Below are 25668 nucleotides of genomic sequence, written 5' to 3' on the forward strand. Positions count from 1 at the left end.
CATGGCTGATATCCGATTACTAGCGATTCCAGCTTCACGGAGTCGAGTTGCAGACTCCGATCCGAACTGTGATATGGTTTATAGATTCGCTCTCTGTTGCCAGATGGCTGCTCATTGTCCATACCATTGTAGCACGTGTGTGGCCCAGGACGTAAGGGCCGTGATGATTTGACGTCATCCCCACCTTCCTCACTACTTGCGTAGGCAGTCTCGTTAGAGTCCCCATCATAACATGCTGGCAACTAACGACAGGGGTTGCGCTCGTTATAGGACTTAACCTGACACCTCACGGCACGAGCTGACGACAACCATGCAGCACCTTGTAATCTGTCCGAAGAAAACTCTATCTCTAAAGCTGTCAGACTACATTTAAGCCCTGGTAAGGTTCCTCGCGTATCATCGAATTAAACCACATGCTCCACCGCTTGTGCGGGCCCCCGTCAATTCCTTTGAGTTTCAGTCTTGCGACCGTACTCCCCAGGTGGGATACTTATCACTTTCGCTTAGTCACTGAGCATACACCCAACAACTAGTATCCATCGTTTACGGCGTGGACTACCAGGGTATCTAATCCTGTTCGCTCCCCACGCTTTCGTCCCTCAGCGTCAGTACATACGTAGTAGACTGCCTTCGCAATCGGTATTCTGTGTAATATCTATGCATTTCACCGCTACACTACACATTCTATCTACTTCCATATGACTCAAGTCAACCAGTATCAAAGGCAGTTCCATAGTTGAGCTATGGGATTTCACCTCTGACTTAATTGACCGCCTGCGGACCCTTTAAACCCAATGATTCCGGATAACGCTCGGACCCTCCGTATTACCGCGGCTGCTGGCACGGAGTTAGCCGGTCCTTATTCTTACAGTACCGTCAAGCTGGTATACATACCAGTGTTTCTTCCTGTATAAAAGAAGTTTACAACCCATAGGGCAGTCATCCTTCACGCGGCATGGCTGGGTCAGAGTTGCCTCCATTGCCCAATATTCCTCACTGCTGCCTCCCGTAGGAGTCTGGTCCGTGTCTCAGTACCAGTGTGGGGGATCTCCCTCTCAGGACCCCTACCTATCAAAGTCATGGTAAGCCGTTACCTTACCATCTAACTAATAGGACGCATAGCCATCTTTTACCAATAAATCTTTAATTAAAACTCGATGCCGAGTCTCAATACTATGAGGCATTAATCTTCATTTCTAAAGGCTATTCCTCAGTAAAAGGTAGGTTCTATACGCGTTACGCACCCGTGCGCCGGTCGTCATCTGTGCAAGCACAATGTTACCCCTCGACTTGCATGTGTTAAGCCTGCCGCTAGCGTTCATCCTGAGCCAGGATCAAACTCTTCATTGTATATTTTAAATATTTTAATGAATAAGTTTCAAAAGAATTTGTTTAAATAAATCTAAACATGGTTATTCTACTCTTTAATTACGCTGTCAATTTCAATATTTTCAATGAACTTTGTTTTAATCTTAATAAACAACTTAAAGTTATTTATTGGTTAAAACTTTGTAGAAATGCTAGAATCGAACTAACTGACTTTTTTAATAGTCATTCCAAATTTTCTTTGATCGTTTTTGCTGTATTTCTTAGCGGCTGCAAATATACAAACTATTTCTAATCTGACAATAAAAAATTAAACTTTTTTTTATTTTAATTTCAACGCTAAAATTAAATCTTAATCACCTTCTGATGAATGTTTTTTGAGATTTAAAAGCAAACTATAAATGAACGAAACTAACAAACTAATATTGCTGTTAGCGGGTGCAAACTTACAACTCCTTTTTAATCTAACAGCTATCTTTTAACCTTTATTTTAATTTAATTTTACATTAAGTTATAAAACACTTATTTTAAAAGAGTTATAAATCATCTTTTTTTTATTTTATTTTGAAGAACTTGGATTTACAATTTATTTTGGAGTTCAAGGGATGGTTTTAACACATAGTAGCATAGAAAACATAGAAGAGTTGAGTAGCCTATTTTAATGTGAATTATTTTTTTTCTACTTTGAAGCTTGTTGAAATAGATATTATTTTTAAATATATTGTACTTGAAGTCTGTTTTACTAGTTAATGATAACTCCATTTTTGGCGCGATGTTTGTTCTTAATTTATTTTTTGGGGAAATTATATAAGAAGTCTACTCATGGAATATTGAAATGATCCCTTTAATATAGATTTTACTAAAAAAATAAGAACATAGATCCTCTTACTAAATAAAACATTTGTCTATTGAGTATTTATTAGATATAAATGGAAAGTAAAATTGTTTCCTTCTTAAAACAGGCTTTCATACGAATGATGGATATTTATAGGAAACAAATCCTTTTTAGTTTTTGAAACCTGAAGAGGCTAAATTTATTGTTCTCGGAATTAGGTTCTGAAACTATCTAGAACTACTAATTAATTCGCTGCACCTTTTTTACTGCATAGGTTTTGCGTAGGGCTTTGTATTATCACTGTCGTGGGACTTCTCAATATTTGTATGTGACAAATTTTGAAGTTGTTATAAAAGGTTTTATTCTATTTCCTTTACTAGGAATTCTTAACAGACGAACACTTTTAAATAAACAACAAAAAAAATGACCTCATAATGTAATAGAAAACGTAAACTTTGGGTTTTATAAAAAAGCCCCTTCTGGTTTTTAAAACTTGAAGGGGCTGATATTTCTTATAAGAGATTGCTACATTAAACAAAAAAAATTGTTTAATTATGATACAAGTTAGCAAACTGGTTTAGCCCTGATTGAAGTGACATCCTTTTTGTTTTTTACAAAAAGATATAACGGAAAGCAGGAAACAGCTTCTAATACTAACTAGGATTTATCATCCATTTGAATTTAAAGTCTGTTTGAGGAACTACAATTCTTTCTGTAATTCTGTACATTCTGTCTGGTAACTTCATTAGATAATCTCTAGCTTTTTCTGCTTCTGGCGTAAGATTTGTAATTTTATCAATTTCCCAAGCTTCGTTTAACTTTCTTATAATGTCTACGTAATCGAAACCTGTATAAACACCAACTCTTTGTGCAACAATTGAAAAATCATCGAACAGAGTTCCTTTTTCTTCAAAAGATTCTCTTAAGTGCATTGCAGGCATTACAATTTTATATTTCATCATGTGTTGAAAAGCCAACATCATTTCACTAGGGTCTATTTTAAATATTTCTTTTACGAATTCTGTATATGCATGGTGGTGGCGCATTTCGTCTCCTGCAATAATTCTAGACATTTTAGCTAATGCTTTGTGTCCTTTTTTACGTGCAATTTTAGCTACATTGTTGTGTGAAATATAGGTTGCTAATTCTTGAAAACTTGTGTACACGAAGTTTTTATATGGGTCTGTTGAAGTACCAATATCAAAACCGTCTGCAATTAAGTGTTGTGTAGAAATTTCTACTTCACGCATATTTACTCGACCGGATAAATACAAGTATTTGTTTAAAACGTCTCCGTGTCTGTTTTCTTCTGCTGTCCAAGTTCTTACCCATTTTGCCCAACTATTGTCTGGGTCTTGGCATACTCCATCTAAATCTAGTAACCAAGATTCGTAGGTTGGCAATGCTTCTTCTGTAATGGTATCTCCTACTAATACAACCCAAAAATCGTCATGTAATTCTTTAGATAATTCTCTAATTTCTTCTACTTCTGAAATAAAAGAGTCTTTTTGAGAATTGGGTAAAAAATCTGTTGGCTGCCAGATTTTTTCTGCAGGGATTAAATATTTTTCCATGAAACGATCCATACTTTTTTCTAAAGTTAGCATCACTTCTTTTCTTACATTATGTATAGACATATTTTTATTTTATGTATTCTTTAATAACTGATTCTGTTTTTTCTAATAATTCATCAAAAGGTAAAGAGTTTATTTTTACGGGTTGATGTACTGTAAATGTAATTGGGCTACCTAAACCTAATGGAAATTTTCCGTATTTAAAAATTTTCCAAGAATTATTTATGGTAATCGGCACAATATAGCCCTCTTTATTGACTTTTGCGATGACTTTTAGTCCGTTTATTGCAAACTGTTTAGGTTTACCGTCTCTACTTCTTGTTCCTTCTGGAAAAATAACGGCACTCCATTTATTCTCTTTTATTTTTTTAGAAAAGGCTATTAAAGCGGAAATTGCTTGTTTTGGATCTTTTCTATCTATTAGTGCTGCACCGCCATGTCTTAGGTTAAATGAGATACTTGGTATGCCTTTACCTAATTCTTTTTTTGATACAAATTTTGGTTGATGTTTTCTAAACGCCCAACTAATTGGCGAAATATCAAACATACTCTGGTGATTAGAGACAAATACGAGCGTACAATTTTCTGGTAATTTTTGCTTATTATCTATCTTTACTACTACTCCTAAAATTAAAAGTGTTTTGGATAAAAACCAGTTCATATAATCTACCACTAACTGGTGTCCTTTATATCCAAATATTTTTAAACCCAACCATTGTAATGGATGAAATATAACTAGACTTAAAAAAAACACCAATATAAAAATTGGAGATACTATATAACTTAAAATTTTCATTGAACTCTAATAAATGTTTCTGTAAATACAGAAATGTTAGTTATTAAAACCAGTTACTCCAAGGTATTCTAGAAAGAATTAATAATAAAGCAATACCATAAAAGATGGCAAATGTTTTAAATTTTGCTACATCTTCTGTTTGCTTTTTATGTTTAGACCAACCTATTGTAATAAATACAATGGCAATAACCATCATTAATGGGTGTTCTACTGCTAATAATCTAGCTGCTTTATCTCCCATAACTTCGCTTCCGTTTGCTTTTAATGCTTTATACCAAGGCGACATAAAATACCATCCTAACCCAATTAATAATTGAATATGAGATAGAATTAAGGTAAACAACCCTAATCTTAAATCTTTGTCTGTAAAAGCTCTTTTTTTAATAACACCTGTAACAGCATTAAATACTGTAAAGATTAAAATGGCTAAAACTAAATAAGCCCAATATGAATGTACGTCTTTCATTATATTTTTTAATAAATTTTTAAAGGTGTAAAGTTACTAATTTTAATAATAAAAAAACCACCTCGATTGAGGTGGTTTTTTAAAATAATTTTAAATTTAATAATTAGAAATTATATCTAAGACTTACATTCCAAGTTCTACCGAATCCAAAATAACCTTCATTTGCAGTATCTATACCCTTGTACAATGTACCATTAGCATCGCTAGACCCACTTGTAATATTAGTTCTTAATTCAGATAAATATTCTTTATCTAAAACGTTATTCATGTTTGCTCTTAAGCTTAATGATTTATTTCCTTCAGTTCCTAAATTAAATTTATAAGATACTCCAAAATCTAATAATCCGTAAGATGGTAATTCTAAATTTTCCTTAACAGCACTTACATTTGAATATAACTTGTCATAAAATCTATAATCAGAATCTATACTTAATCCTTTAAAAATATTATAATCAAAACCTAAACCAGTAGAAAATTGAGCTGCATCACCTACTTTACCTCCATCTACATCGACTAAAGTTGGTGCAGCAATAATATTTCTATCTTCATCTAAAGTTCTAGAAGTTACATTACCAACATACTCCCAATCACCAACAGATAAGAAACCTTTTAATTTAATACTTGAAGTAACCTTCGCAATAAAATCTACCTCAACTCCTTTATGATATTGACTTTGACCAGTTGTTTCTTTTGTAGTAAGAACACCTCCTGAAATTCTTGAACTCGCATCTACTCTATCTTTCCAACTTGTGCTATATAAGTTTACATTAGCTTTAAAGTTTTCAGAAGAATAACTATAACCAAATTCTAATCCAAAGATTTTTTCATTTTGAGAAGAAGGGTTAATAGCATTGTTGTAACTGTTAAAGATATTATCATGGTATGGTTGACGAGAATAATAACCAGTATTCGTATAAAAAGAACTATTATCATCAAACTTATATGCTCCACCAAGTTTAATATTGTAACCTACATTATTAACTTTTTCTGAGTCTTGGTGCTCTGCTTCATAATCATATCTATCAAACCTTTGGTGATGTTGACTAGATAAAGCTCCTTGAAAAAACCCAGATAAACCATCTTTAGAATACTCTAATTGAGTAAATATACCTGCGTAAGATATTCTTTCACTATTGTCATAATCAATTCTTTGGTTCTCATCTGCTGAATTAAACATAGTACCCCAAGGATTAGCATCAAAACTTTCTGTTGCAGTAACAGCTACCACTGTTCCATCAGCAATATTATCTGTTCCTTTTAATTTTCTATCTTCTGTCCAAGAATTTAATCCGTGTAAATTTTCAACTTGTCTAAAGTGGGTACCATAATAGGTTCTTAAATCTGCACCAACATTCCAAGTAAGAGCTTCGTTAATTTTATGCTCAAAATTAGAAACCACACCAAACCATTTGTGGTTATTCATAGAAGATCTTGTAATATATGCACTGTTTCCAAAGTTACCATCTACTGCGGTAGCATTGTTTGCATAAATAGCATCATAATCAATAAGACCATCAGCAGTTCTTACTCTACTACCTCTATTTCCTGTTCCACCACCAACACCAAATGAAGCATAAGCTACTGTTGATAAACTAGAAGCATCAGAGATTGTATAATCCCAGTTTAAGTTTAAGACAGGTTTATGATAGAAGTTTCTTCGTTCTGACATATACTCACCCTTATAAGTACCCCAATTATCATTGTATTTTAATCCTTTATCTAAAAAAGTAGCTATACTTTTTGAAAAATTTTGATCATGATATTGTGGAGCACCCGTAATTAAGAAGTTAAAGTTATGATTATCATTTGGTTTATACCCAAAAGATATAAAATATGTTTGACCTTGACCTTTACTCCCATCATTATATCCATCTCCTTGCCAATGAGATAACATAATACTTGCTCCAAAACCTTTCTCATTAACACCTGTATTATAAGAAACTGATGTTTTATAATAGCTATCATTTGCAGTTCCTGCATAAAAAGAACCACCTTCTTTTTTATCTGTAGTTTTTGTCACAAAGTTCATTGTACCTCCAACAGAAGAAATAGCTAATTTAGAAGCACCTAATCCTCTCTGAATTTGTATTGCGCTTGCAATATCATTTACTCCAGACCAGTTAGACCAATACATTTTACCATCTTCCATACCATTAATTGGCTGTCCGTTTAATAAAAAAGCAGTATTAGTTTGATCAAAACCACGAACTGAAATTCTAGAATCTCCAAAACCACCAGATTGTCCAGCAACATAAACAGAAGGAGTATTAACTAAAGCCATTGTTACATCTTGTGTACCAATTTTCTTTTGAATTTCTGCAGCTTTAATTGTTGAAACTGCAACAGGGGTTTTTCTTCCTCCAGCTAAATCAATTACACCTTTACCAACAACAACAACTTCATCTAAAGAATTTGCGTCTTCATCTAATTGAATTGACCCTAGATTTGCTTTCGAAGAAGAAAAAGTTACATTTTTTGATTCAAAACCAATAAATGAAACTTTAACAGTACCAGAATTAGTATCTGCTGTTAGCGTAAATTTTCCATCAAAATCTGTTGATGTACCGTTTGTTGTGCCTTTTACAACAACACTTGCGCCTGGTAAAGGTTGGTTTGTATTATCTACAACCATACCAGTAATTTTAGTTTGTCCTAAAACAGTAGCTGTTACTAATAGTAGAGCTACAAATAATAAGTTTTTAAAATTTCTCATTTTTTAATTTTATGTTATTAAATGTTCTGCAAAATTCCTCTTTTTACAGACGTTTAATGTTAAGCTAATGTTAAGCTTTAACAAAAAATTAAGACACCTAAAGTACTAAAACTACACTTTCTTAACTGAAAACTATATTATTACAACAAAATAGGCCCTTTATTTAAAGTTACTAAATATTTAACATTTTTAATAAACAACAAAAAATATGAAAACCAATATTATACATACGCAATAACCCGCCAAATGGCGGGTTATTGTAAAATAGAAATTCTTTAAAATTATGTTTTAAGATTTATTCAATAATTTCTTAGCCATTTCTTTTCCTAGCTCTACACCAAACTGGTCATAACTATAAATGTTCCATAAAATACCTTGTGTAAAAATCTTATGCTCATACATTGCTATTAATTTCCCTAAAGAACGTGGTGTTAATTTATCGAAAAGAATAGCGTTACTTGGTCTGTTTCCTTCAAATACTTTAAAAGGTAACAGTTTAGAAATTTTATCTTCATCACCAGAAAACTTTAATTCTAAATGCACCTCTTCTTTTGTTTTACCAAAAGCTAGCGCATCCATTTGCCCATAGTAATTAGACATTAATTTTTTATGATGATCTGTTAAACCATATAAAGATTCTTTGTAACCAATAAAATCTGCAGGAATTAACTTTGTTCCTTGGTGTACCAACTGCATAAAAGCATGCTGCATATTTGTACCTGTACTTCCCCAAACTATTGTACCTGTTTGGTAATTTACTTTCTCACCATTTCTATCTACACCTTTACCATTACTTTCCATAATAGCTTGTTGTAAATAAGCAGGTAGTTTTGCTAAATATTGAGAATAAGGTAAAACAGCCTCTGTTTCTGCTCCGTAAAAATTGTTATACCAAACACTTAACAATGCTAAAATTACAGGAATATTATGCTCGAAATCTTCATTTTTATAATGAAGATCCATTTCTTCTGCTCCTTCTAAAAGTTCTTTATAATTATCATATCCTACAGATAAACTAATAGACAGACCAACTCCAGACCAAAGAGAAAAACGACCACCAACCCAATTCCACATAGGAAAAACATTTGCTTTATCTATTCCAAAATTATCTACTGCTTCTAAGTTTGTAGAAACTGCTACAAAGTGTTTTGGGATATCAAAAATAGTTGCCGATTTTAAAAACCAGTTTTTAAGTGTTTCTGCATTTGTAATTGTTTCTTGCGTTGTAAATGTTTTAGAAACAATAACAAATAAAGTAGTTTCTGGGTTTAAAGTTTTCATCACTTCAGAAACATGATCTCCATCTACATTAGAAACAAAATGTGTTGTTAATTGATTTTTATAAAACTTTAAAGATTCTACCACCATATCTGGTCCTAAATCAGACCCTCCAATACCAATATTTACAATATCTGTAATAGATTTACCTGTATATCCTTTCCATTTACCCGAAATAACTTTGTTAGAAAAACTTTTAATTTTTCTTAAAGCAGCTTGTATTTGTGGTTTAATATTTTTTCCTTCTACTAAAATAGGTTCATCAGAAGTACTTCTTAATGCAGTATGTAAAACTTCTCTACCTTCTGTTACATTAATTACTTCACCTGCAAATTGCTTATCAATGGCATCTTTTAAATCTACCTCTTTAGCTAATTCTACTAATAAATTAATCGTTTCTTTATTAACTCTATTCTTAGAAAAATCTACTAATAAATCATCAAACTTTAAAGAAAAATCTTCTTTTCTATTTATTTCTTTATCTAAATCTTTTATGCTGATATTTTTAATATCATTAAAATGATTTGTTAATGCTTTCCAAGCATTTGTTGTAGTTGGATTGATATTTTTTAAAGCCATTTTAGTTTAATTTTGTGCTATTTTTTCTATAACCTCTGGTTCTTTAACCGGAAGAATTTTATTTTCTAATTGATATTTAAGCGGTTTAATAAACTTTAAATAATCGGGTAATAAAGTTTTCTTTAAAGGTTCTGCAGAAGGTAATTTCTCTTTAAACGGATCTACTTGTTTGCCATGTTTCCAAAAACGATAACACACGTGTGGACCTCCAGAATTACCTGTCATACCTACCCAACCAATTACAGCTCCTTGTTTTACATATTGTCCTTTCTTTACATTTTGATTTTTCATATGTAAATATTGTGTAGAATAGGTGCTGTTGTGTTTAATTTTTACAAATTTACCGTTACCGCCTCTTCTTGTAGATTCTACAACTGTTCCGCTTGCTGTTGCTAAAATTGGTGTTCCTATTTTTGCCGCAAAATCGGTGCCTTTATGAGGCCTAATTTTATTACCATAATACGCAATTCTTCTTCTTAAATTATACCTTGAAGAAATTCTGTATTGAAATTTTATAGGTGCTTTTAAGAATTGACTACGCAACATGTTTCCATTTTCATCGTAATACTCAGAAATTCCTTTTATAGAATCTGAAACATATTTAAAGGCAAATAAGTTAGTTCCGTTATGATTAAATACTGCCGATTTAATTTCTCCATAACCTGCAAAAAGAGAATCTTTTATAAATTTTTCTTCAAAAGTAATTTTAAAAGAATCTCCTTTTTGAAGCTTGTAAAAATCTAAAGTCCAAGCATAAATATCTGCTACAGCATATGTTAAATTTGCTGATAAATGCAAACTATCCATAGTATTAGAAAGGTTAGAATAGATTACTCCTTCTACAATTCTTTCAACAGTTTTTATAGGTTGTTCATATACATGTGCTTTAATTATTGAATCTTTAAAATCAATAACTGTCGCATTTATTACACTATTTTTATAAATAAAAACTTTAGCTTTAGACAAGGAATCTTTACTAGATAAAATTAAGTAAGGTTTCCCTGTTCTTAACCTTCTAACATCAAACTCTTCTCTTATTGAATTAGATATTTCACTAATTTTAGGGTAGCCAACATGGTGTCTATCTAAAATTTCACCAAAACTCTCACCACTTCTAATAGTGTCTTGAATTAATTTATAATCATCCATATTATACCCATATTTAAAAATGGGTTTAGGCTTCACTTTTTTTGGAGGTGTAACGGTTTTCTCAACCTCTTTCTTACAAGATGATATTGAGGTAATTAAGACTAAAAGGAAGATTATTTTTCTCAAGAATAGATGCTATTGAATGTAATTTCAAAAGTACAAATAAAAAATATTTCTAAGGGTGCTATCTTTATGAACTTCCGATAGCGGTTTCGTTAAAAATTTCTTAATTTTTAACGAAGGGGTTTGCTAAGCCTTTATAAGACTCTAATTCAGCCCTTAAAGACCCAACAGCTAAGTCTGCTTTTATCTTTATTGGAATTTTATTTGCATCAGCAGTTATCCAAAGCGTAACACTTTCTTGCGCTTTAAAAACTCTACCAGATTGCACCAAGGGTCTAAAAATTAATGTATTTATTTTACCGAATTTTGTTTTTAAAGTTTCTGTTCCTAAAAAACGTAGTTTAAAAGGATATATTTGAGTATCTAAAAACATATCAATAGCAATTTCTTCTCCTACTTTCATACCTGTAACATCTTTATTCCTTAAATAATAAAAAGAAGAAAGTATATCTTGTACATTAGAAAAAGCTACTGAGGTATCTTTTTGACGAGTAAAATCCTGAACATAAGCTTTATTAGAGTTATAATTAAAAGATGTAATTCTATGTTTTTTATAACCACCTTCATCAATCTTTCTTTTAAAAAGATAAGGTTTTACAGAATCTTTATCAAAATAAGATTCATACACATCATCTACTTCAAAAAACCACTTTATCATGCCAGAAGTCCAACCAGTTCCTTTTGTATAAAAAACCGATTTACCATTAAGCTGTTTTTCATTAACTTCTAAAACCGCAGTTCCAGCTCTTAAAAAACCACTATAACTCATTTTATAACGCAACAACTCTCCACTTTTAAAAGCGTTTAAACGTTCTTGACTATTAGTAGTTGTCAAAAAAAGTAGGGCAAAAAATAATAGGGTGTATTTTTTCATAAAAATCAAACTTATAAAAAAGTAATGACAATTACCGTTCCAAAACGATAAAAAGCAACTTGTTAACTATTTAAGGGCGTCTCTCTAAGTAATAAATGGACTTAAAATGTTCCCCAATTTTTCAATTCATCTTCACTCCATAAATATGGAAAAAAAATTCTTCGTTGATATTTGGGATGCATATATTTACGCCAGTTACTACCTCCTGTGGCTTCTAAATCTTTTTCTTTTCCGCCAATATATTTTGCAGCTGCGTTGTAATGTGCCATTACCCATTTTACATTTACTGTATAATCATAATGACGCATGGCTTTAATTAATTCTTTATTTTCTTGAACCTCTTTGGGTAGTTGTTTAAATTTTAAAGACAAATTAATATCATTGTAATCTTCCATAAAATCGATAAAATCTCCCATATATTTTTGTTCAAAAAGATTTAACAAAGTAGATTTTTGACCAGTTGTATAATTTTTACCTGCAGCTTGCCAATACAAGTGATTGTAGGCATTTTTAAAAGACGAACTTCTATCAATTTCATCTCTAAAACGGACATCAATTAAATTAATTAATTCTGTAGAAGCAAATTCTATTTTACGGTATTGCGCGGATTGAAAACCACTTGCAGGCGTTAATGTGTTTCTAAATTTTAGATACTGTTCTTTCTCCATTCCGTCTGCCATCACATTAAAAGAACTGCAAAGCATATCAAAATAGCGACTGATTCTACCTAAATGCAAAGAAAATTTATCTGCAGTAACTTCTATTGTTTTTGCAACCTGATCAATTTCCCACAAAATCATTTTAAACAACAACTCGTTTACTTGATGATACATGATAAAAACCATTTCATCTGGTTGTGTGGTTCTTGGAGTTTGCAAACCTAAAAGCGCGTCTGTCTGTATATAATCCCAATACGTAATCGGTGTACTCCAAAGCAAACCCTCAAGCATAGAATCTACAGGAACACCTAATTTATCGTATTTTTCTTCTATTGCTTTTAGTATTTCTTCTCTGTTCATGTTTTTAAAAAATCAAGATTTATAGGACCAAGAGACAAGATAAACTTTGATTCTTGGACTTTAATGGCAATTTAATATAAAAATTGATATTAATAGAGCATTAAATATTCACAGTTTATCTTAATTACAGATAATACCCACAAGGTTTTTGAATATTTGCAGGATAATGAATTTATAACTGTTTACTAAATTTAGTCTTAATTCATGGTTCTAAAAATCTTGATTCTTTTTTTAAAGCGTTCCTCTCTTGGCCTGTTCTCTTTCTATAGATTCGAACAACGCTTTAAAGTTTCCTGCTCCAAAACCTTTAGCGCCCATTCTTTGAATGATTTCAAAAAATAAGGTAGGTCTATCTTCTACTGGTTTTGTAAAAATTTGTAGTAAATAGCCTTCTTCATCTGCATCAATCATAATACCTAAGCCTTTTAGTTTTTCGATATCTTCTTTTAACTCGTGACTATGTTCTTCCAATCTTCCAGGAACCGCTCTGTAATATGCTTCTGGTGGTGTTGATAAAAATTCTACCCCGTTCGCTTTTAATTGACCAACCGTTTTTATAATATCATCTGTGGCAACGGCAATATGTTGCACACCAGCACCTTCGTAAAAATCTAAATATTCTTCAATTTGGGAACGTTTTTTTCCTTCTGCAGGTTCATTTATCGGGAATTTGATTCTTCCATTTCCGTTAGACATTACTTTACTCATTAACGCAGAATATTCTGTATGAATTTGCTTGTCATCAAAAGATAAAAAGTTAACAAAGCCCATAACATCTTCATAAAACTTCACCCAAGTATTCATTTGATTCCAACCCACATTACCAACCATGTGGTCTATGTATTTTAAACCTGCTGCTGGCGGATTGTAGTCTGATTCCCATTTTTGAAAACCTGGTAAAAATGCGCCGTTGTAGTTTTTACGCTCAACAAACATATGTACGGTTTCTCCGTACGTATAAATTCCTGCCCTAACAACCTCACCATGTTCGTCTTTTTCTACGGTTGGTTCCATAAAAGATTTCGCTCCGCGGGAAGTTGTTTCTGCATACGCTTTTCTAGCATCTTCTACCCAAAGTGCAATAATTTTTACGCCGTCGCCATGTTTTACAATATGATCATTTATGGGAGATTTGCTGCTTAACGGCGTTGTGAGCATTAACTTTATTTTGTCTTGTGTTAACACATAACTCACTGAATCTTTTGAACCCGTTTCTAATCCGCGATATGCGTGCGATTGAAAGCCGAATGCTGTTTTATAAAAGTGTGCTGCTTGTTTTGCGTTACCCACATAAAATTCTACATAATCTGTACCTAACAATGGAAGGAAATCTTGTGCTCCTTCAAATATTTTTTCTAAACCGTAGTTTACTGATTTTATTTCTTTTGCCATCTTTATATTTTATAGACCTCACTGGTTTTAAAAACCTGTGAGGTCTTATTTTTTATTATTTTAATTACACGCAACCCTGAAAGGGTTTGAAACCCTTTCAGGGATATTAAAAGCCTATTAATATGTATTACTCTTAAAAAAAGCTATTTGCTAGCACAAAATCTTAGCCCTGATTGTAGCATTTGTTTGAGCTCTTTTTTGTTTTTCTCAAAAAAAGCGAGTGCGAAAAGCAGGAAATAGCTTCTAATAATTATGCTACTCTAACCACGATTTATAATACTCTTCATCGGCAATTTTCATGGCTTCTTCCGTAACCATTAAAGGTTTAAAAGTGTCTACCATAACGGCTAACTCTTCGGTTTTTGTGTGCCCAATACTGCGTTCTGTTGCGCCTGGGTGCGGACCATGAGGAATTCCGGATGGATGTAAGGAAATATGACCTTGATCGATGTCGTTTCTACTCATAAAATCGCCATCTACATAGTATAAAACCTCGTCGGAATCTATATTACTGTGGTTATATGGTGCAGGAATTGAGTTTGGATGATAGTCATACAAACGTGGTACAAAACTGCAAATTACAAAGGCATTTGTCTCGAAAGTTTGATGCACTGGTGGCGGTTGATGAATACGTCCCGTAATTGGTTCGAAATCGTGAATTGAAAATGCATACGGAAAATTATAACCGTCGTAACCTACCACATCAAAAGGATGTGAAGCGTAAATCATTTCTATAATTTCACCTTGTTTTTTTACTTTTATTAGGAAATCGCCTAATTCGTTATGGGTTTCTAATTCTTCTGGTCTTCTTAAATCTCGTTCACAAAACGGTGAGTGTTCTAATAATTGACCAAAGTAATTTCTGTATCTTTTTGGTGTGTAAACAGGCGAATAAGATTCTACAATAAAAAGTCTGTTGTTTTCATCATCGAAATCTAGTTTATAAATAACGCCTCGTGGAATTATTAAATAGTCTCCGTATTTAAATTTGATGTTACCAAGATGTGTTCTTAATTTTCCGGTTCCTTTATGGATAAAAATAACCTCATCTGCATCTGTATTTTTATAGAAATAATCTTCTGTTGATTTTTTTGGTGCTGATAAAATAATATTACAATCTGTATTTGTTAAAACAATTTTTCTACTTTCTAAATAATCGTTTTCTGGCGGAACTTGAAATCCTCTAAACCGGTAAGATTGAATGTTATTTGCTTTGGCTATTTTGGGTTTTACAGAATATTGCTTTCTAATTTCTTTGACCATTGTTGGTCTGTACTCGTGGTATGAGTTGGTAGACATACCGTCGAAACCAATAGTGCCAAACAATTGCTCATAATACAAACTGCCATCTTTTTTACGAAATTGCGTGTGTCTTTTAGGTGGAATTGTCCCTAGTTTATGATAAAAAGGCATAATTTTAATGTATTAGATGATTAAAAAAATGAATGGATAAATAAAACCTAAATAGTTCTTTGAATAAAGATTTAGATTTTAATTGAGAGATTCTGAAACAAGTTCAGAATGACAGTATACTGTAATCACTCTGGATTGCGTTTTATGAAGAATTTTAGATATGCAAGTAAACCTGAAAACATCTCAATCGATTTCGTTGTTCTACAAATATAGGAAAATATTGTTAGAAGATTGATTTTCAGAATTAAAAAACTATAGTCTTAAAAAATCCTAAAAAGGAGTAAATGCTATTAAAAGAATTAAGATACACGCTAATATAGTAACCGAAGAAGACATTTTTCTTTCGACTATTTTAAAACCAACATTTGTACTATTAGATTGTAGTAAAATATCATTTGATTGATATAATGGATGGTCTAATTTGCTTTTTGCGAAATTATTTTTTGAAATCTTCTGATAATAAAAGAGTAAAAATGAAATTACTACAAATGAACCAAAACTAAACATTAATAAATCATATGCAGTTAAAACTCTATCGTAAAAAGGAAAAAAAGGTAATAAATTAAGACTATTCATAGTTTCTAATTTTATATAAGATAAGCAAAAAAAAGAAAAAGCCCCTTCAGGTTTTTGAAACCTGAAGGGGCTTATATAATAAGATTATAAAACTAGCTACGAATTACAAATTAATTACTCAATCTTTTTAACAACGGCTTTTGGCGCTTCTTTTTTAGATCCGTCAAAACCTTCTACACCACCAACTGTTGTGTATTTCATTACATATTTTTTATCTGGAAATATACGTTGATATGCACTCTGACACATTAAAGTAGCTTCGTGAAATCCGCAGAGAATTAACTTTAATTTACCCGGATAGATATTTACATCTCCAATTGCGTAGATTCCTGGAATATTGGTTTGGTAATCTAAAGCGTTGTTTACTTTAATAGCATTTTTTTCTATTTCTAATCCCCAATTTGCAATAGGACCTAATTTTGGAGATAACCCAAATAACGGAATAAAATGATCTGTGTTAACTATAAATGGTTCTTCTCCTTTTTGAACCACCGAAACTCCGGTTACTTTATCTGTACCTACAATTCCTTTTACTTCTGCAGGTGTTATCATGGTAATTTTACCGGCATCTTTTAATTCTTGTACTTTATCTACAGAATCTAAAGCACCTCTAAACTCGTTTCTTCGGTGAATTAATGTCACAGATGAAGCGATGTCTGTTAAAAATATAGACCAATCTAATGCAGAATCTCCTCCACCAGAAATGACTACTTTTTTATTTCTATAAAATTCTGGATCACGAATAATATACTCTACTCCTTTATCTTCGAAATCTGCAATATTAGGAATTGGCGGTTTTCTTGGCTCAAAAGAACCTAAACCACCTGCAATTGCTACTATTTTTGCATGATGTTTTGTGCCTTTGTTAGTTGTTACTATAAAAGTACTATCTTCTTGCTTGTCTATTGTTTCTGCGCGTTCACCAAGGGTAAAACCTGGTTCAAATTGTTTAATTTGCTCCATTAATTTATGGGTTAAATCTCCCGCTAAAATTTCTGGATATGCTGGGATATCATAAATAGGTTTCTTAGGGTAAATCTCAGAACATTGACCACCTGCTTGTGGCAACGCATCTATTAAATGACAGCGTAATTTTAATAAACCTGCTTCGAAAACAGTAAATAAACCTGTGGGTCCTGCACCTATAATTAAAATATCTGTAGTAATCATTTTTTATTATTTTTAAAGACCTCACAAGAATAAAATCTTGTGAGGTCTTTTTTTATGTTGATGAGCGCGTTAGGGATTGTAGCATTTGTTTGAGCTCTTTTTTACTTTTTTGGAAGTAAAAAAAGCGAGTGCGAAAAGCCCGACCAAGCTTTTTTGCTTGGAACGCCCAAAAATATATTTTTCTAAATATTTAAAAACTGATTTTTATCAGCTTACTCAATGTTTATAACCTCTATTATTTGTGGCGCATACTTTTTAATAGTTGCTTCTACACCATTTTTTAAGGTCATATGATTTACAGAACATCCTATACAAGCACCTTCTAATTGTACCTTTACAATAGATTCTTCTATAGAAAGTAGTTTGATGTTTCCTCCATCACTCATTAAAAAAGGACGAATTTCATCTAATGCTTTTTCTACATTGTTTAATGTTTCTTCTGCTGTCATAATCTTATTTTTTTACTGAACTACAACCACTCATTGTTGTAATTCTAACAACTTCGGTTGGCGGTAAATCTGCATTTCTTTTTAATAATTCTGAAACCATTTCTTTAGTAATATCATTAAAAGCTTTTTCTAAAACAGTGCCTTCTTGTAAAGCTACCGGATGCCCAACATCTCCCGCTTCTCTAATACTTTGTACTAAAGGAATTTCTCCTAAAAATCTAGTTTTAATATCTTCTGCTAAGTTTTTTGCACCGTCTTTACCAAAAATATAATACTTATTGTCTGGTAATTCTTCTGGTGTAAAATACGCCATGTTTTCTATGATTCCTAAAACAGGCACATTAATGTTTTCTTGTTGAAACATTGCAACTCCTTTTTTAGCATCTGCCAAGGCAATATTTTGTGGTGTACTTACCACTACTGCTCCGTTAATTGGTAAGGCTTGTACAATAGATAAATGGATATCTCCTGTTCCTGGAGGTAAATCGATTAAAAGAAAGTCTAACTCACCCCAATTACCATCAAATATTAATTGATTTAATGCTTTTGATGCCATTGGTCCACGCCAAATTACGGCTTGGTTTGGGTCTGTAAAAAAGCCTAATGATAATAGTTTAACTCCGTAGTTTTCTACAGGTTCCATTTTAGATCTACCATCTACATTTACAGAAAGTGGTCTTGCTTTTTCTACATCGAACATGATGTGTTGTGATGGCCCGTAAACATCGGCATCTAAAACACCTACTTTAAAGCCCATTTTTGCTAAAGAAATTGCAGTATTAGCCGTTATAGTAGATTTACCTACTCCACCTTTACCAGATGCAATTGCAATAATGTTTTTTATATTAGGAATTGCTTTTCCTTTAATTTGATTTGGGTTTACTTTTTCTGCAGGCTTTTCTACTTTTACATTTACTTTTACGGTAATTTGGGCCCCAACATTGGTTTGAATTGCCTTGGTAATTTCCGTTTCAATCTTCTTTTTTGCTTGTAAAGTTGGATTGCTAATAGTAACATCTACTTCTACTTCATCTCCAAAAGTAACTACATTAGTCACATTATTGTTTTCTATTAAACTTTTACCTTCTCCGGGAGCGGTAATCGTTTCTAATGCCTTGTATATATCTTGTTTTTTAAAACTCATCTTTTTTGTCAGGTCGAGCGCAGTCGAGACCTAAAGTATTTTAATCTGACATAACCTCTCGACTGCGCTCGATAGGACAAATGTAGTTTTACATCTCAATTGCAAAGATACGTCTTACTGCTTAGAAAAGAAAGTTTGTAGATTGTGATTATTTATGAATTGATAAGTTGAAATTATAGATACAAATTTCACGAATAGTTTTGTAATTCTTTGTAAACTTAAAAAAGCTAAGACAACTCTTCCATAGGAATCCAAAGTACTTTTTCTAAGTCTTGAATTTGATTTTCGACAACTATAATTCCTTCACTTTCTAGTAATTGCTGCATAAGGTTAGTGCCATCGAAATGATGTTTGCCTGTTAGTAACCCTTTTCTATTTACAACTCTATGTGCCGGAACATCTTCTAAATTATGTGCTTTATTCATTGCCCAACCTACCATTCTTGCAGATCTTGCTGCTCCTAAATAGGTTGCAATAGCACCGTAACTTGTAACCCTACCATAAGGAATTAGACGAGCGACTTGATATACTTTATCAAAAAAATTATCGGATTCTTTCACCTTGTGAAGGTAATGATATTCTAGGAAAGTTATGTCACAGAGGTTTTCAAAAAAAAGTGACACAGATTTCACGGATTGTCACTGATGACTATGGTGTAAAGTTATTACACTGAGATTTACAGAGAAAAAGCAGAGACTCACGGAGTTTAAAAAAAGTATTAATAATTGTTATGAGATTCCTCAATCGCCTAAAAAAGGCTCATTTCGGAATGACAGTAGAGAATTAAAAACTATAAATGGAATAGAATTCAGCGTCTAAAAACGACCTACTTTTAATTTTCGTAATAATTCAAGTTTTATGGAATGGCAAGTGTCCAAAGAACGCAGTGGTCTGGATACGGTAATGGAGTAAAATGTAGAATTTTAGAAAATTAAAATAAGTCTAGATTTTTTTGTTTCGTTTTTCATCGATGGAAAAAAGAAAAGAATAAAATGACACAAATTTCACGGATTAGCACTGATGATTATAGTGAAAAATTATTCCACAGAGCTTCGCTGAGAAAATAGGAATTCATGAAAAAGCACTTCGACAGGCTCAGTGTGACAGCAGAAAGTTTAATTGGAATAATCGAAAATAAGAATTAACAGTTGTGATGTTATGAGATTCCTCAATCGCCTAAAAAGGCTCATTTCGGAATGACAGTAGAGAGTAAAAACTATAAATGAAATAGAATTCAGCGTCTAAAAACGACCTACTTTTAATTTTCGTAATAATTCAAGTTTTATGGAATGGCAAGTGTCCAAAGAACGCAGTGGTCTGGATACGGTAATGGAGTAAAATGTAGAATTTTAGAAAATTAAAATAAGTCTAGATTTTTTTGTTTCGTTTTTCATCGATGGAAAAAAGAAAAGAATAGATAGTTATTACACGAAGTTCGTAGTCGAAAATAGGAATTCATGGAAAAGCACTTCGACAGGCTCAGTGTGACAGCAGAAAATTTAATTGGAATAATCGAAAATAAGAATTAACAATTGTGATGTTATGAGATTCCTCAATCGCCTAAAAAAGGCCCCTTTCGGAATGACAGTAGAGAGTAAAAACTATAAATGGAATAGAATTCAGCGTCTAAAAACGACCTACTTTTAATTTTCGTAATAATTCTAGTTTTATGGAATGGCTAGTGTCCAAAGAACGCAGTGGTCTGGATACGGTAATGGAGTAAAATGTAGAATTTTAGAAAATTAAAATAAGTCTAGATTTTTTTGTTTCGTTTTTCATCGATGGAAAAAAGAAAAGAATAAAATGACACAAATTTCACGGATTATCACTGATGACTATAGTGAAAAATTATTCCACAGAGCTTCGCTGAGAAAATAGGAATTCATGGAAAAGCACTTCGACAGGCTCAGTGTGACAGCAGAAAGTTTAATTGGAATAATCGAAAATAAGAATTAACAGTTGTGATGTTATGAGATTCCTCAATCGCCTAAAAAAGGCTCATTTCGGAATGACAAGTGGGGAGTTAATTAAGTAATAGATAGTTTAATTCCCCTAAATGACACGTTAATACTTCAATCTAAATTTAATATAAGTAATAGGTTTATCTACTTCTAAATACTGTTTTTCGTAAAAAGTTTGAGTTTCTGTTACTTCTTTTGGTGCGCCTTCATTTTTATACACAGTATGGTTTGCATATAAAATTTCATGACCTTCACCATGCAACAAACCTAAAGTATAACCATGCATAAATTCTGAATCTGTTTTAAGATTCATGATTCCTTCTTCATTAAGAATATGATGGTATTTTTTCATAAAACTAGAATTTGTCATTCTATGTTTTGTACGCTGAAATTTTATTTGAGGATCTGGGAAAGTGATCCAAATTTCTGAAACTTCATTTTCGGCAAAAATAAAATCAACCAACTCAATTTGAGTTCTTACAAAAGCTACATTATCTAGATTTTCTTCTATTGCAGTTTTTGCTCCTCTCCAAAAGCGGGCACCTTTTATATCGATACCAATAAAATTTTTATTCGGATTTTTTCTAGCCAAAGCAATGGTATATTCTCCTTTACCACACCCTAACTCTACAACAATAGGATTATTGTTACCAAAAAAAGAATGCCATTTACCTTTATGAGAAAAATCTGTTACAACTTCTTCTCTAGTTGGTTGAATGACATTTTTAAACGTTTCATTTTCTTTGAAACGTTTCAGTTTGTTTTTGCTTCCCAAATTATTATTTTAAGCTTTATCTTCTGTTCCTTCTCTCTTAAACTTAAGAGTTTGTCCCATCCAGTATGCGAATAAACATAATAAAACTACTAGAAACCCCCAGTTTACTGCATTAGAAATCCACCAACCAAAATCTGCATTTGCTACAGTTAAACGTAACCAATGGAATGGCGTAAATAATAAATCGGTAAATAAACTACCAATCCATCTAAAAATATTGCTTGCTATCATAACTTAATTATCTTTACGCTGCAAAAATAACAAAAGAAACGATGCTAGCCAATTTTTTAGAGAAATCTAAACCAATCAATTTTATAGTCTATTTTGGACTCTTTTTTTGCTTCTTTATAATTACTGTTTTTTCTAACTTACTAACAGATAGTTTTACTTGGCTAAAAGCCATGGAAAACGTCTCTTTTTTAGGCCTCTTTTTAATTATATTTTTCTTCTACAGTTTTATTGTTTCTAAAAATAAATTAACGTTTGACCACTCTTATTCTTTCTTTGTTTTTATATTAACAAGCATTCTTTTTATACCCAAGCTACTCGAGTTTAAAACCTTGATAACACTAATAATTTACCTTCTTTTTTTAAGAAAAATATACAGTCTACGTTCTCCTAAAAAGATGATTCAGAAATTATTTGATAGTGGCTTTTGGTTAGGTGTTCTTATTATTCTAGAACCCTTTACCTTGGTTTTTTTCATACTAATTTACGCATCTATTTTATTGAGAAAAAAAGTTTCTTTTCACACTATATTAACGCCAATTATTGGGTTTATTTCTCCCTTAATCATCTATTTTTCGTACCTGTTTTGGTATGATTATAACGAAGAGTTTAAGCAACTTTTTGCTTTTAATAATATAAATAATGTATTTATCTACAGAAAGGACACCACTCTTTGGATTTTTGGAGCCGTACTTTTATTAACCATAATTTCTGTATTCTTAAAATCGCCTAAGGTATTATCTGTAAATAATTCTTTTAAAAAAAGTTGGATTATTTTAATTATTAACTCAATTATTGCAGTTGTTTTTGCTTTAATAATTACTGAAAAGAATGGTTCGGAAATTGTTTATTTATTGATACCTGCATCTATAATTATAGCAAACGGATTTGAAGTAATAGAAAAAATGATTGTTAAAAACAGTATATCAGCATTACTTTTAATAGGTACAATACTTACCTATTTCTTGTTATAATTTAGTTCCAAAAGCTAAATCGCCAGCATCTCCTAAACCTGGTACTATATATCCTTTACTATTTAATTGATCATCTATAGCTGCAATCCATAAATGTGTGTTTTCTGGAAATTTATCTCTAATAAACTCAATTCCTTCTTTAGAAGCAATAACTACTAAAATATGAATTTCTTCAGGAATTCCTTGTTTTTTTATCGCCTCATAAACAGACACCAAAGATTGCCCTGTTGCCAACATAGGATCTAACAATAATAAAGTTTTATTTTTAATTGATGGGGCTGCAAAATACTCTACTACAATTTCAGATTCGGCATCTTTATTTGGGTGATGACGGTACGCAGAAATAAAAGCATTTTCTGCATCATCGAAATAGTTTAATACCCCTTGATGCAAAGGTAAACCAGCTCTTAAAATTGAACACAAGACAACCTCGTTATCAGATAGTTGTTCTGTATTTTTACCTAATGGAGTTTCAACAGAAACATTCTTATAAGAAAGATTTTTACTTAATTCATAACCTAAAATTTCACCAATTCTTTCAATATTTCTTCTAAAACGAAGTGAATCTTTTTGAATTTTTACATCTCTAATTTCTGCAATGAATTTATTAAGAATAGAGTTTTTTTCTTGTAAGTGATGAATAATCATTATAAATAATTTTAGAATGACAAATGTAAAACAATTGTGTAAAATGGTATCTTACAACAACACAAAAGATTAAAACATTTACAAAAACTAAAAAAATTAAGAATACCACTTTCAATAGACTACTAAAAACAACTACATTAAAAGAGTTTCTATATATAATTTGAAACTCTTTTAATGTATTGTACAACTAAAAATTATTCTCAACTTTACAAGCTCATTTTAGAATTCTATTTTTGAAAATAAATCAAAGAACAATAGCCTTAATTGCAGTTACTATAGCTACCATAATTTATGGCCTTAATTACTCTATTGCTAAAGAAGTAATGCCTACCTATGTAAAACCATTTGGTTTTATTTTAATAAGAGTTATTGGTGCAACTACAATTTTTTGGGTTCTTGGTTTGTTTATTAAATCTCAAAAAATAGAAAAATCTGATTATAAAAAACTACTCTTAGCAGCCATTTTTGGTATTAGTCTAAATATGCTTTCTTTCTTTAAAGGGTTAATTTTAACCACGCCAATTAGTGCTTCTGTTATTATGGTTACCTCACCAATTATGGTACTCATTTTCTCTAGTCTTTTAATTAGAAAAGCCATTGGTAAACTTCGTGTTTTAGGTATAATCATTGGTTTAATAGGTACAGTTTTACTTATTACGTACGGTAATTCATCAAACAATAGTGGTACAAATAGCAATTGGGGCAATTTTTTAATTTTTGTAAATGCCACCTCTTATGGTTTGTATTTAGTAATCTCTAAAAGCTTAATTCACAAATACCACCCAATTACACTTGTTAAATGGCTCTATTTAATAGGGCTTATATTTGTACTTCCTTTTGGTTACAGAGATTTTACAGAAATAAGTTGGCAAGAAATGCCTATAAATATTTACTGGAATATTGGCTTTGTTATTGTGTTTACTTCTTGTGTTACCTACCTATTTAATTTATATGGTTTATCAAAATTAAAACCAACAACTGTTAGTGTTTTTATATACTTACAGCCAGTTATAGGAACAATTTATGCTTTAATTATTGGTAGCGATTCTTTAAACCTTATAAAAGTTGGTGCAACAATACTTATCTTTTGTGGTGTATATTTAGTAACCAAGCAAGTAAAAGAATAGCCACAATTAAAACTTATAAATCAACTTTGCTCGTTTAAATTAGTAAAATTCATCATCCTTAAAATTAGTGCGAATTTTTAAAATATCTGTCTTTATCATTTTCAATGATTTACAAATGCATTCCCTTAAAAATTCTGTGAAATAAAAACTATATTTGCCCCTCATCTAAAATGTTGATTTTATGATTCAATCTATGACTGGTTATGGCAAGTCTGTATTACAATTACCTACTAAAAAAGTAACCATAGAAATTAAATCTTTAAACAGTAAAAACCTCGATTTAAACGTTCGTATTCCTTCTTATTATAAAGAGAAAGAATTGGCAGTACGTAAAAAACTAGCAAGTGCTTTGGTACGTGGTAAAGTAGATTTTTCAATTTTTGTAGAAATGACTGCAGATGAAACTTCTACAACTATTAATCACGGGGTTGTAAAGGAATATATGCAACAACTAAGAAATGTTGTACAAACCGGAACTACTAATGATGTTGAATTATTGAAAATGGCCGTAAGAATGCCAGACGCTTTAAAGACAGAACGTGAAGAATTAGATGAAAACGAATGGAACCTAATCAACGAAAGTGTAGATATTGCTATTAAAGATATTGTACAATATAGAATTGATGAAGCTTCTTCTTTAGAAATAGATTTTAAAGAAAGAATTGCTAATATTAAAACCTATTTAGAGGAAGTAAAAGCTTTAGATGGAGATAGAGTAGAAAACGTAAAAACACGTTTAAAAAAGGCTATCGACGATTTAAAGGTAGATACAGATGAAAATCGTTTTGAACAAGAATTAATTTATTATCTAGAGAAATTAGATATTAATGAAGAAAAAGTTCGTTTAGCGAATCACTTAGATTATTTCTTACAAACAATGGAATCTAAAGATTCTAATGGTAAAAAATTAGGATTTATTGTTCAAGAAATGGGTAGAGAAATAAACACTACTGGTTCTAAAGCCAATTTTGCACCTATGCAAAAAGCCGTTATTCAAATGAAAAACGAGCTAGAACAAATTAAAGAACAAATTTTAAATGTATTGTAATATTTTCTACAAGGTTAAAAAAACCATGTAA

At 31.5% G+C, this 25668-nt stretch carries 21 protein-coding genes and 1 rRNA gene (1 of these 22 cut by a window edge); 3 read left to right on the top strand and 19 right to left on the bottom strand.

The window, feature by feature from the left end:
- The 18 genes from KV700_RS10155 to KV700_RS10240 form a co-directional block, all read right to left on the bottom strand.
- Window positions 1-1350 (bottom strand): 16S ribosomal RNA (locus tag KV700_RS10155) (it extends 168 nt beyond the left edge of the window).
- A gap of 1464 nt (window positions 1351-2814) precedes the next feature.
- Window positions 2815-3798, bottom strand: coding sequence for an acyl-ACP desaturase (locus KV700_RS10160; protein ID WP_166387932.1), 984 nt, complete (start codon window positions 3796-3798; stop codon window positions 2815-2817).
- 4 nt (window positions 3799-3802) lie between these two features.
- Window positions 3803-4531 (bottom strand): 1-acyl-sn-glycerol-3-phosphate acyltransferase, encoded by a 729-nt coding sequence (locus tag KV700_RS10165; protein WP_166387930.1) that lies wholly within the window; start codon window positions 4529-4531, stop codon window positions 3803-3805.
- 43 nt (window positions 4532-4574) lie between these two features.
- A complete protein-coding gene (locus tag KV700_RS10170; protein ID WP_166387928.1) occupies window positions 4575-4997 on the bottom strand; it encodes a hypothetical protein in 423 nt (140 codons plus the stop codon).
- 103 nt (window positions 4998-5100) lie between these two features.
- Window positions 5101-7710 (bottom strand): carboxypeptidase-like regulatory domain-containing protein, encoded by a 2610-nt coding sequence (locus KV700_RS10175; protein ID WP_218597825.1) that lies wholly within the window; start codon window positions 7708-7710, stop codon window positions 5101-5103.
- A 288-nt stretch (window positions 7711-7998) separates the two neighbouring features.
- Window positions 7999-9567: a glucose-6-phosphate isomerase gene (pgi, locus tag KV700_RS10180; protein ID WP_166387924.1), complete on the bottom strand. Its 1569-nt coding sequence runs from the start codon at window positions 9565-9567 to the stop codon at window positions 7999-8001.
- Between the two features lie 6 nt (window positions 9568-9573).
- Window positions 9574-10842 (bottom strand): peptidoglycan DD-metalloendopeptidase family protein, encoded by a 1269-nt coding sequence (locus tag KV700_RS10185; protein WP_166387922.1) that lies wholly within the window; start codon window positions 10840-10842, stop codon window positions 9574-9576.
- A 100-nt stretch (window positions 10843-10942) separates the two neighbouring features.
- The gene (locus KV700_RS10190; protein ID WP_166387920.1) at window positions 10943-11713 is read right to left on the bottom strand and encodes a DUF3108 domain-containing protein; all 771 of its coding nucleotides are present in this window, start codon (window positions 11711-11713) and stop codon (window positions 10943-10945) included.
- 101 nt (window positions 11714-11814) lie between these two features.
- Window positions 11815-12732 (bottom strand): tryptophan 2,3-dioxygenase family protein, encoded by a 918-nt coding sequence (locus KV700_RS10195; protein ID WP_218597826.1) that lies wholly within the window; start codon window positions 12730-12732, stop codon window positions 11815-11817.
- A 231-nt stretch (window positions 12733-12963) separates the two neighbouring features.
- Complete coding sequence (gene hppD, locus KV700_RS10200; protein WP_218597827.1) at window positions 12964-14124, bottom strand: 4-hydroxyphenylpyruvate dioxygenase; 1161 nt, start codon at window positions 14122-14124, stop codon at window positions 12964-12966.
- A 255-nt stretch (window positions 14125-14379) separates the two neighbouring features.
- Window positions 14380-15537, bottom strand: coding sequence for a homogentisate 1,2-dioxygenase (locus tag KV700_RS10205; RefSeq protein ID WP_218597828.1), 1158 nt, complete (start codon window positions 15535-15537; stop codon window positions 14380-14382).
- A gap of 270 nt (window positions 15538-15807) precedes the next feature.
- Window positions 15808-16113, bottom strand: coding sequence for a hypothetical protein (locus KV700_RS10210; protein ID WP_218597829.1), 306 nt, complete (start codon window positions 16111-16113; stop codon window positions 15808-15810).
- A 114-nt stretch (window positions 16114-16227) separates the two neighbouring features.
- A complete protein-coding gene (locus KV700_RS10215) occupies window positions 16228-17283 on the bottom strand; it encodes an NAD(P)/FAD-dependent oxidoreductase (RefSeq protein ID WP_218597830.1) in 1056 nt (351 codons plus the stop codon).
- 212 nt (window positions 17284-17495) lie between these two features.
- Entirely contained in the window at window positions 17496-17732 is a 237-nt protein-coding gene (locus tag KV700_RS10220) for a NifU family protein (RefSeq protein ID WP_166387908.1), read from the bottom strand.
- A 4-nt stretch (window positions 17733-17736) separates the two neighbouring features.
- On the bottom strand, window positions 17737-18876 hold the full coding sequence (locus tag KV700_RS10225; RefSeq protein WP_166387905.1) for an Mrp/NBP35 family ATP-binding protein: 1140 nt from the start codon (window positions 18874-18876) through the stop codon (window positions 17737-17739).
- Between the two features lie 227 nt (window positions 18877-19103).
- Window positions 19104-19436: an MGMT family protein gene (locus KV700_RS10230; RefSeq protein ID WP_166387903.1), complete on the bottom strand. Its 333-nt coding sequence runs from the start codon at window positions 19434-19436 to the stop codon at window positions 19104-19106.
- Between the two features lie 1504 nt (window positions 19437-20940).
- Entirely contained in the window at window positions 20941-21612 is a 672-nt protein-coding gene (gene trmB / locus KV700_RS10235; protein ID WP_166385900.1) for a tRNA (guanosine(46)-N7)-methyltransferase TrmB, read from the bottom strand.
- A 9-nt stretch (window positions 21613-21621) separates the two neighbouring features.
- Window positions 21622-21843 (bottom strand): hypothetical protein, encoded by a 222-nt coding sequence (locus KV700_RS10240; protein ID WP_166385902.1) that lies wholly within the window; start codon window positions 21841-21843, stop codon window positions 21622-21624.
- Window positions 21844-21884: 41 nt separating this feature from the next.
- On the opposite strand from KV700_RS10240, the gene KV700_RS17290 reads away from it, so the two are divergent.
- Entirely contained in the window at window positions 21885-22814 is a 930-nt protein-coding gene (locus KV700_RS17290) for a DUF6427 family protein (RefSeq protein ID WP_254712902.1), read from the top strand.
- On the opposite strand, the gene upp is transcribed toward KV700_RS17290, so the two are convergent.
- A complete protein-coding gene (upp, locus tag KV700_RS10250) occupies window positions 22809-23462 on the bottom strand; it encodes a uracil phosphoribosyltransferase (protein ID WP_166385906.1) in 654 nt (217 codons plus the stop codon). The genes KV700_RS17290 and upp overlap by 6 nt on opposite strands.
- 233 nt (window positions 23463-23695) lie before the next feature.
- Here upp and KV700_RS10255 point away from each other — a divergent pair, with 233 nt between their 5' ends.
- A complete protein-coding gene (locus KV700_RS10255; RefSeq protein WP_368384755.1) occupies window positions 23696-24589 on the top strand; it encodes a DMT family transporter in 894 nt (297 codons plus the stop codon).
- 193 nt (window positions 24590-24782) lie between these two features.
- Window positions 24783-25637, top strand: a complete 855-nt coding sequence (locus KV700_RS10260) for a YicC family protein (RefSeq protein ID WP_166386219.1) — start codon at window positions 24783-24785, stop codon at window positions 25635-25637.
- Window positions 25638-25668: the final 31 nt, after the last annotated feature.

The sequence above is a fragment of the Polaribacter sp. NJDZ03 genome, assembly GCF_019263805.1.
Taxonomy (GTDB): domain Bacteria; phylum Bacteroidota; class Bacteroidia; order Flavobacteriales; family Flavobacteriaceae; genus Polaribacter.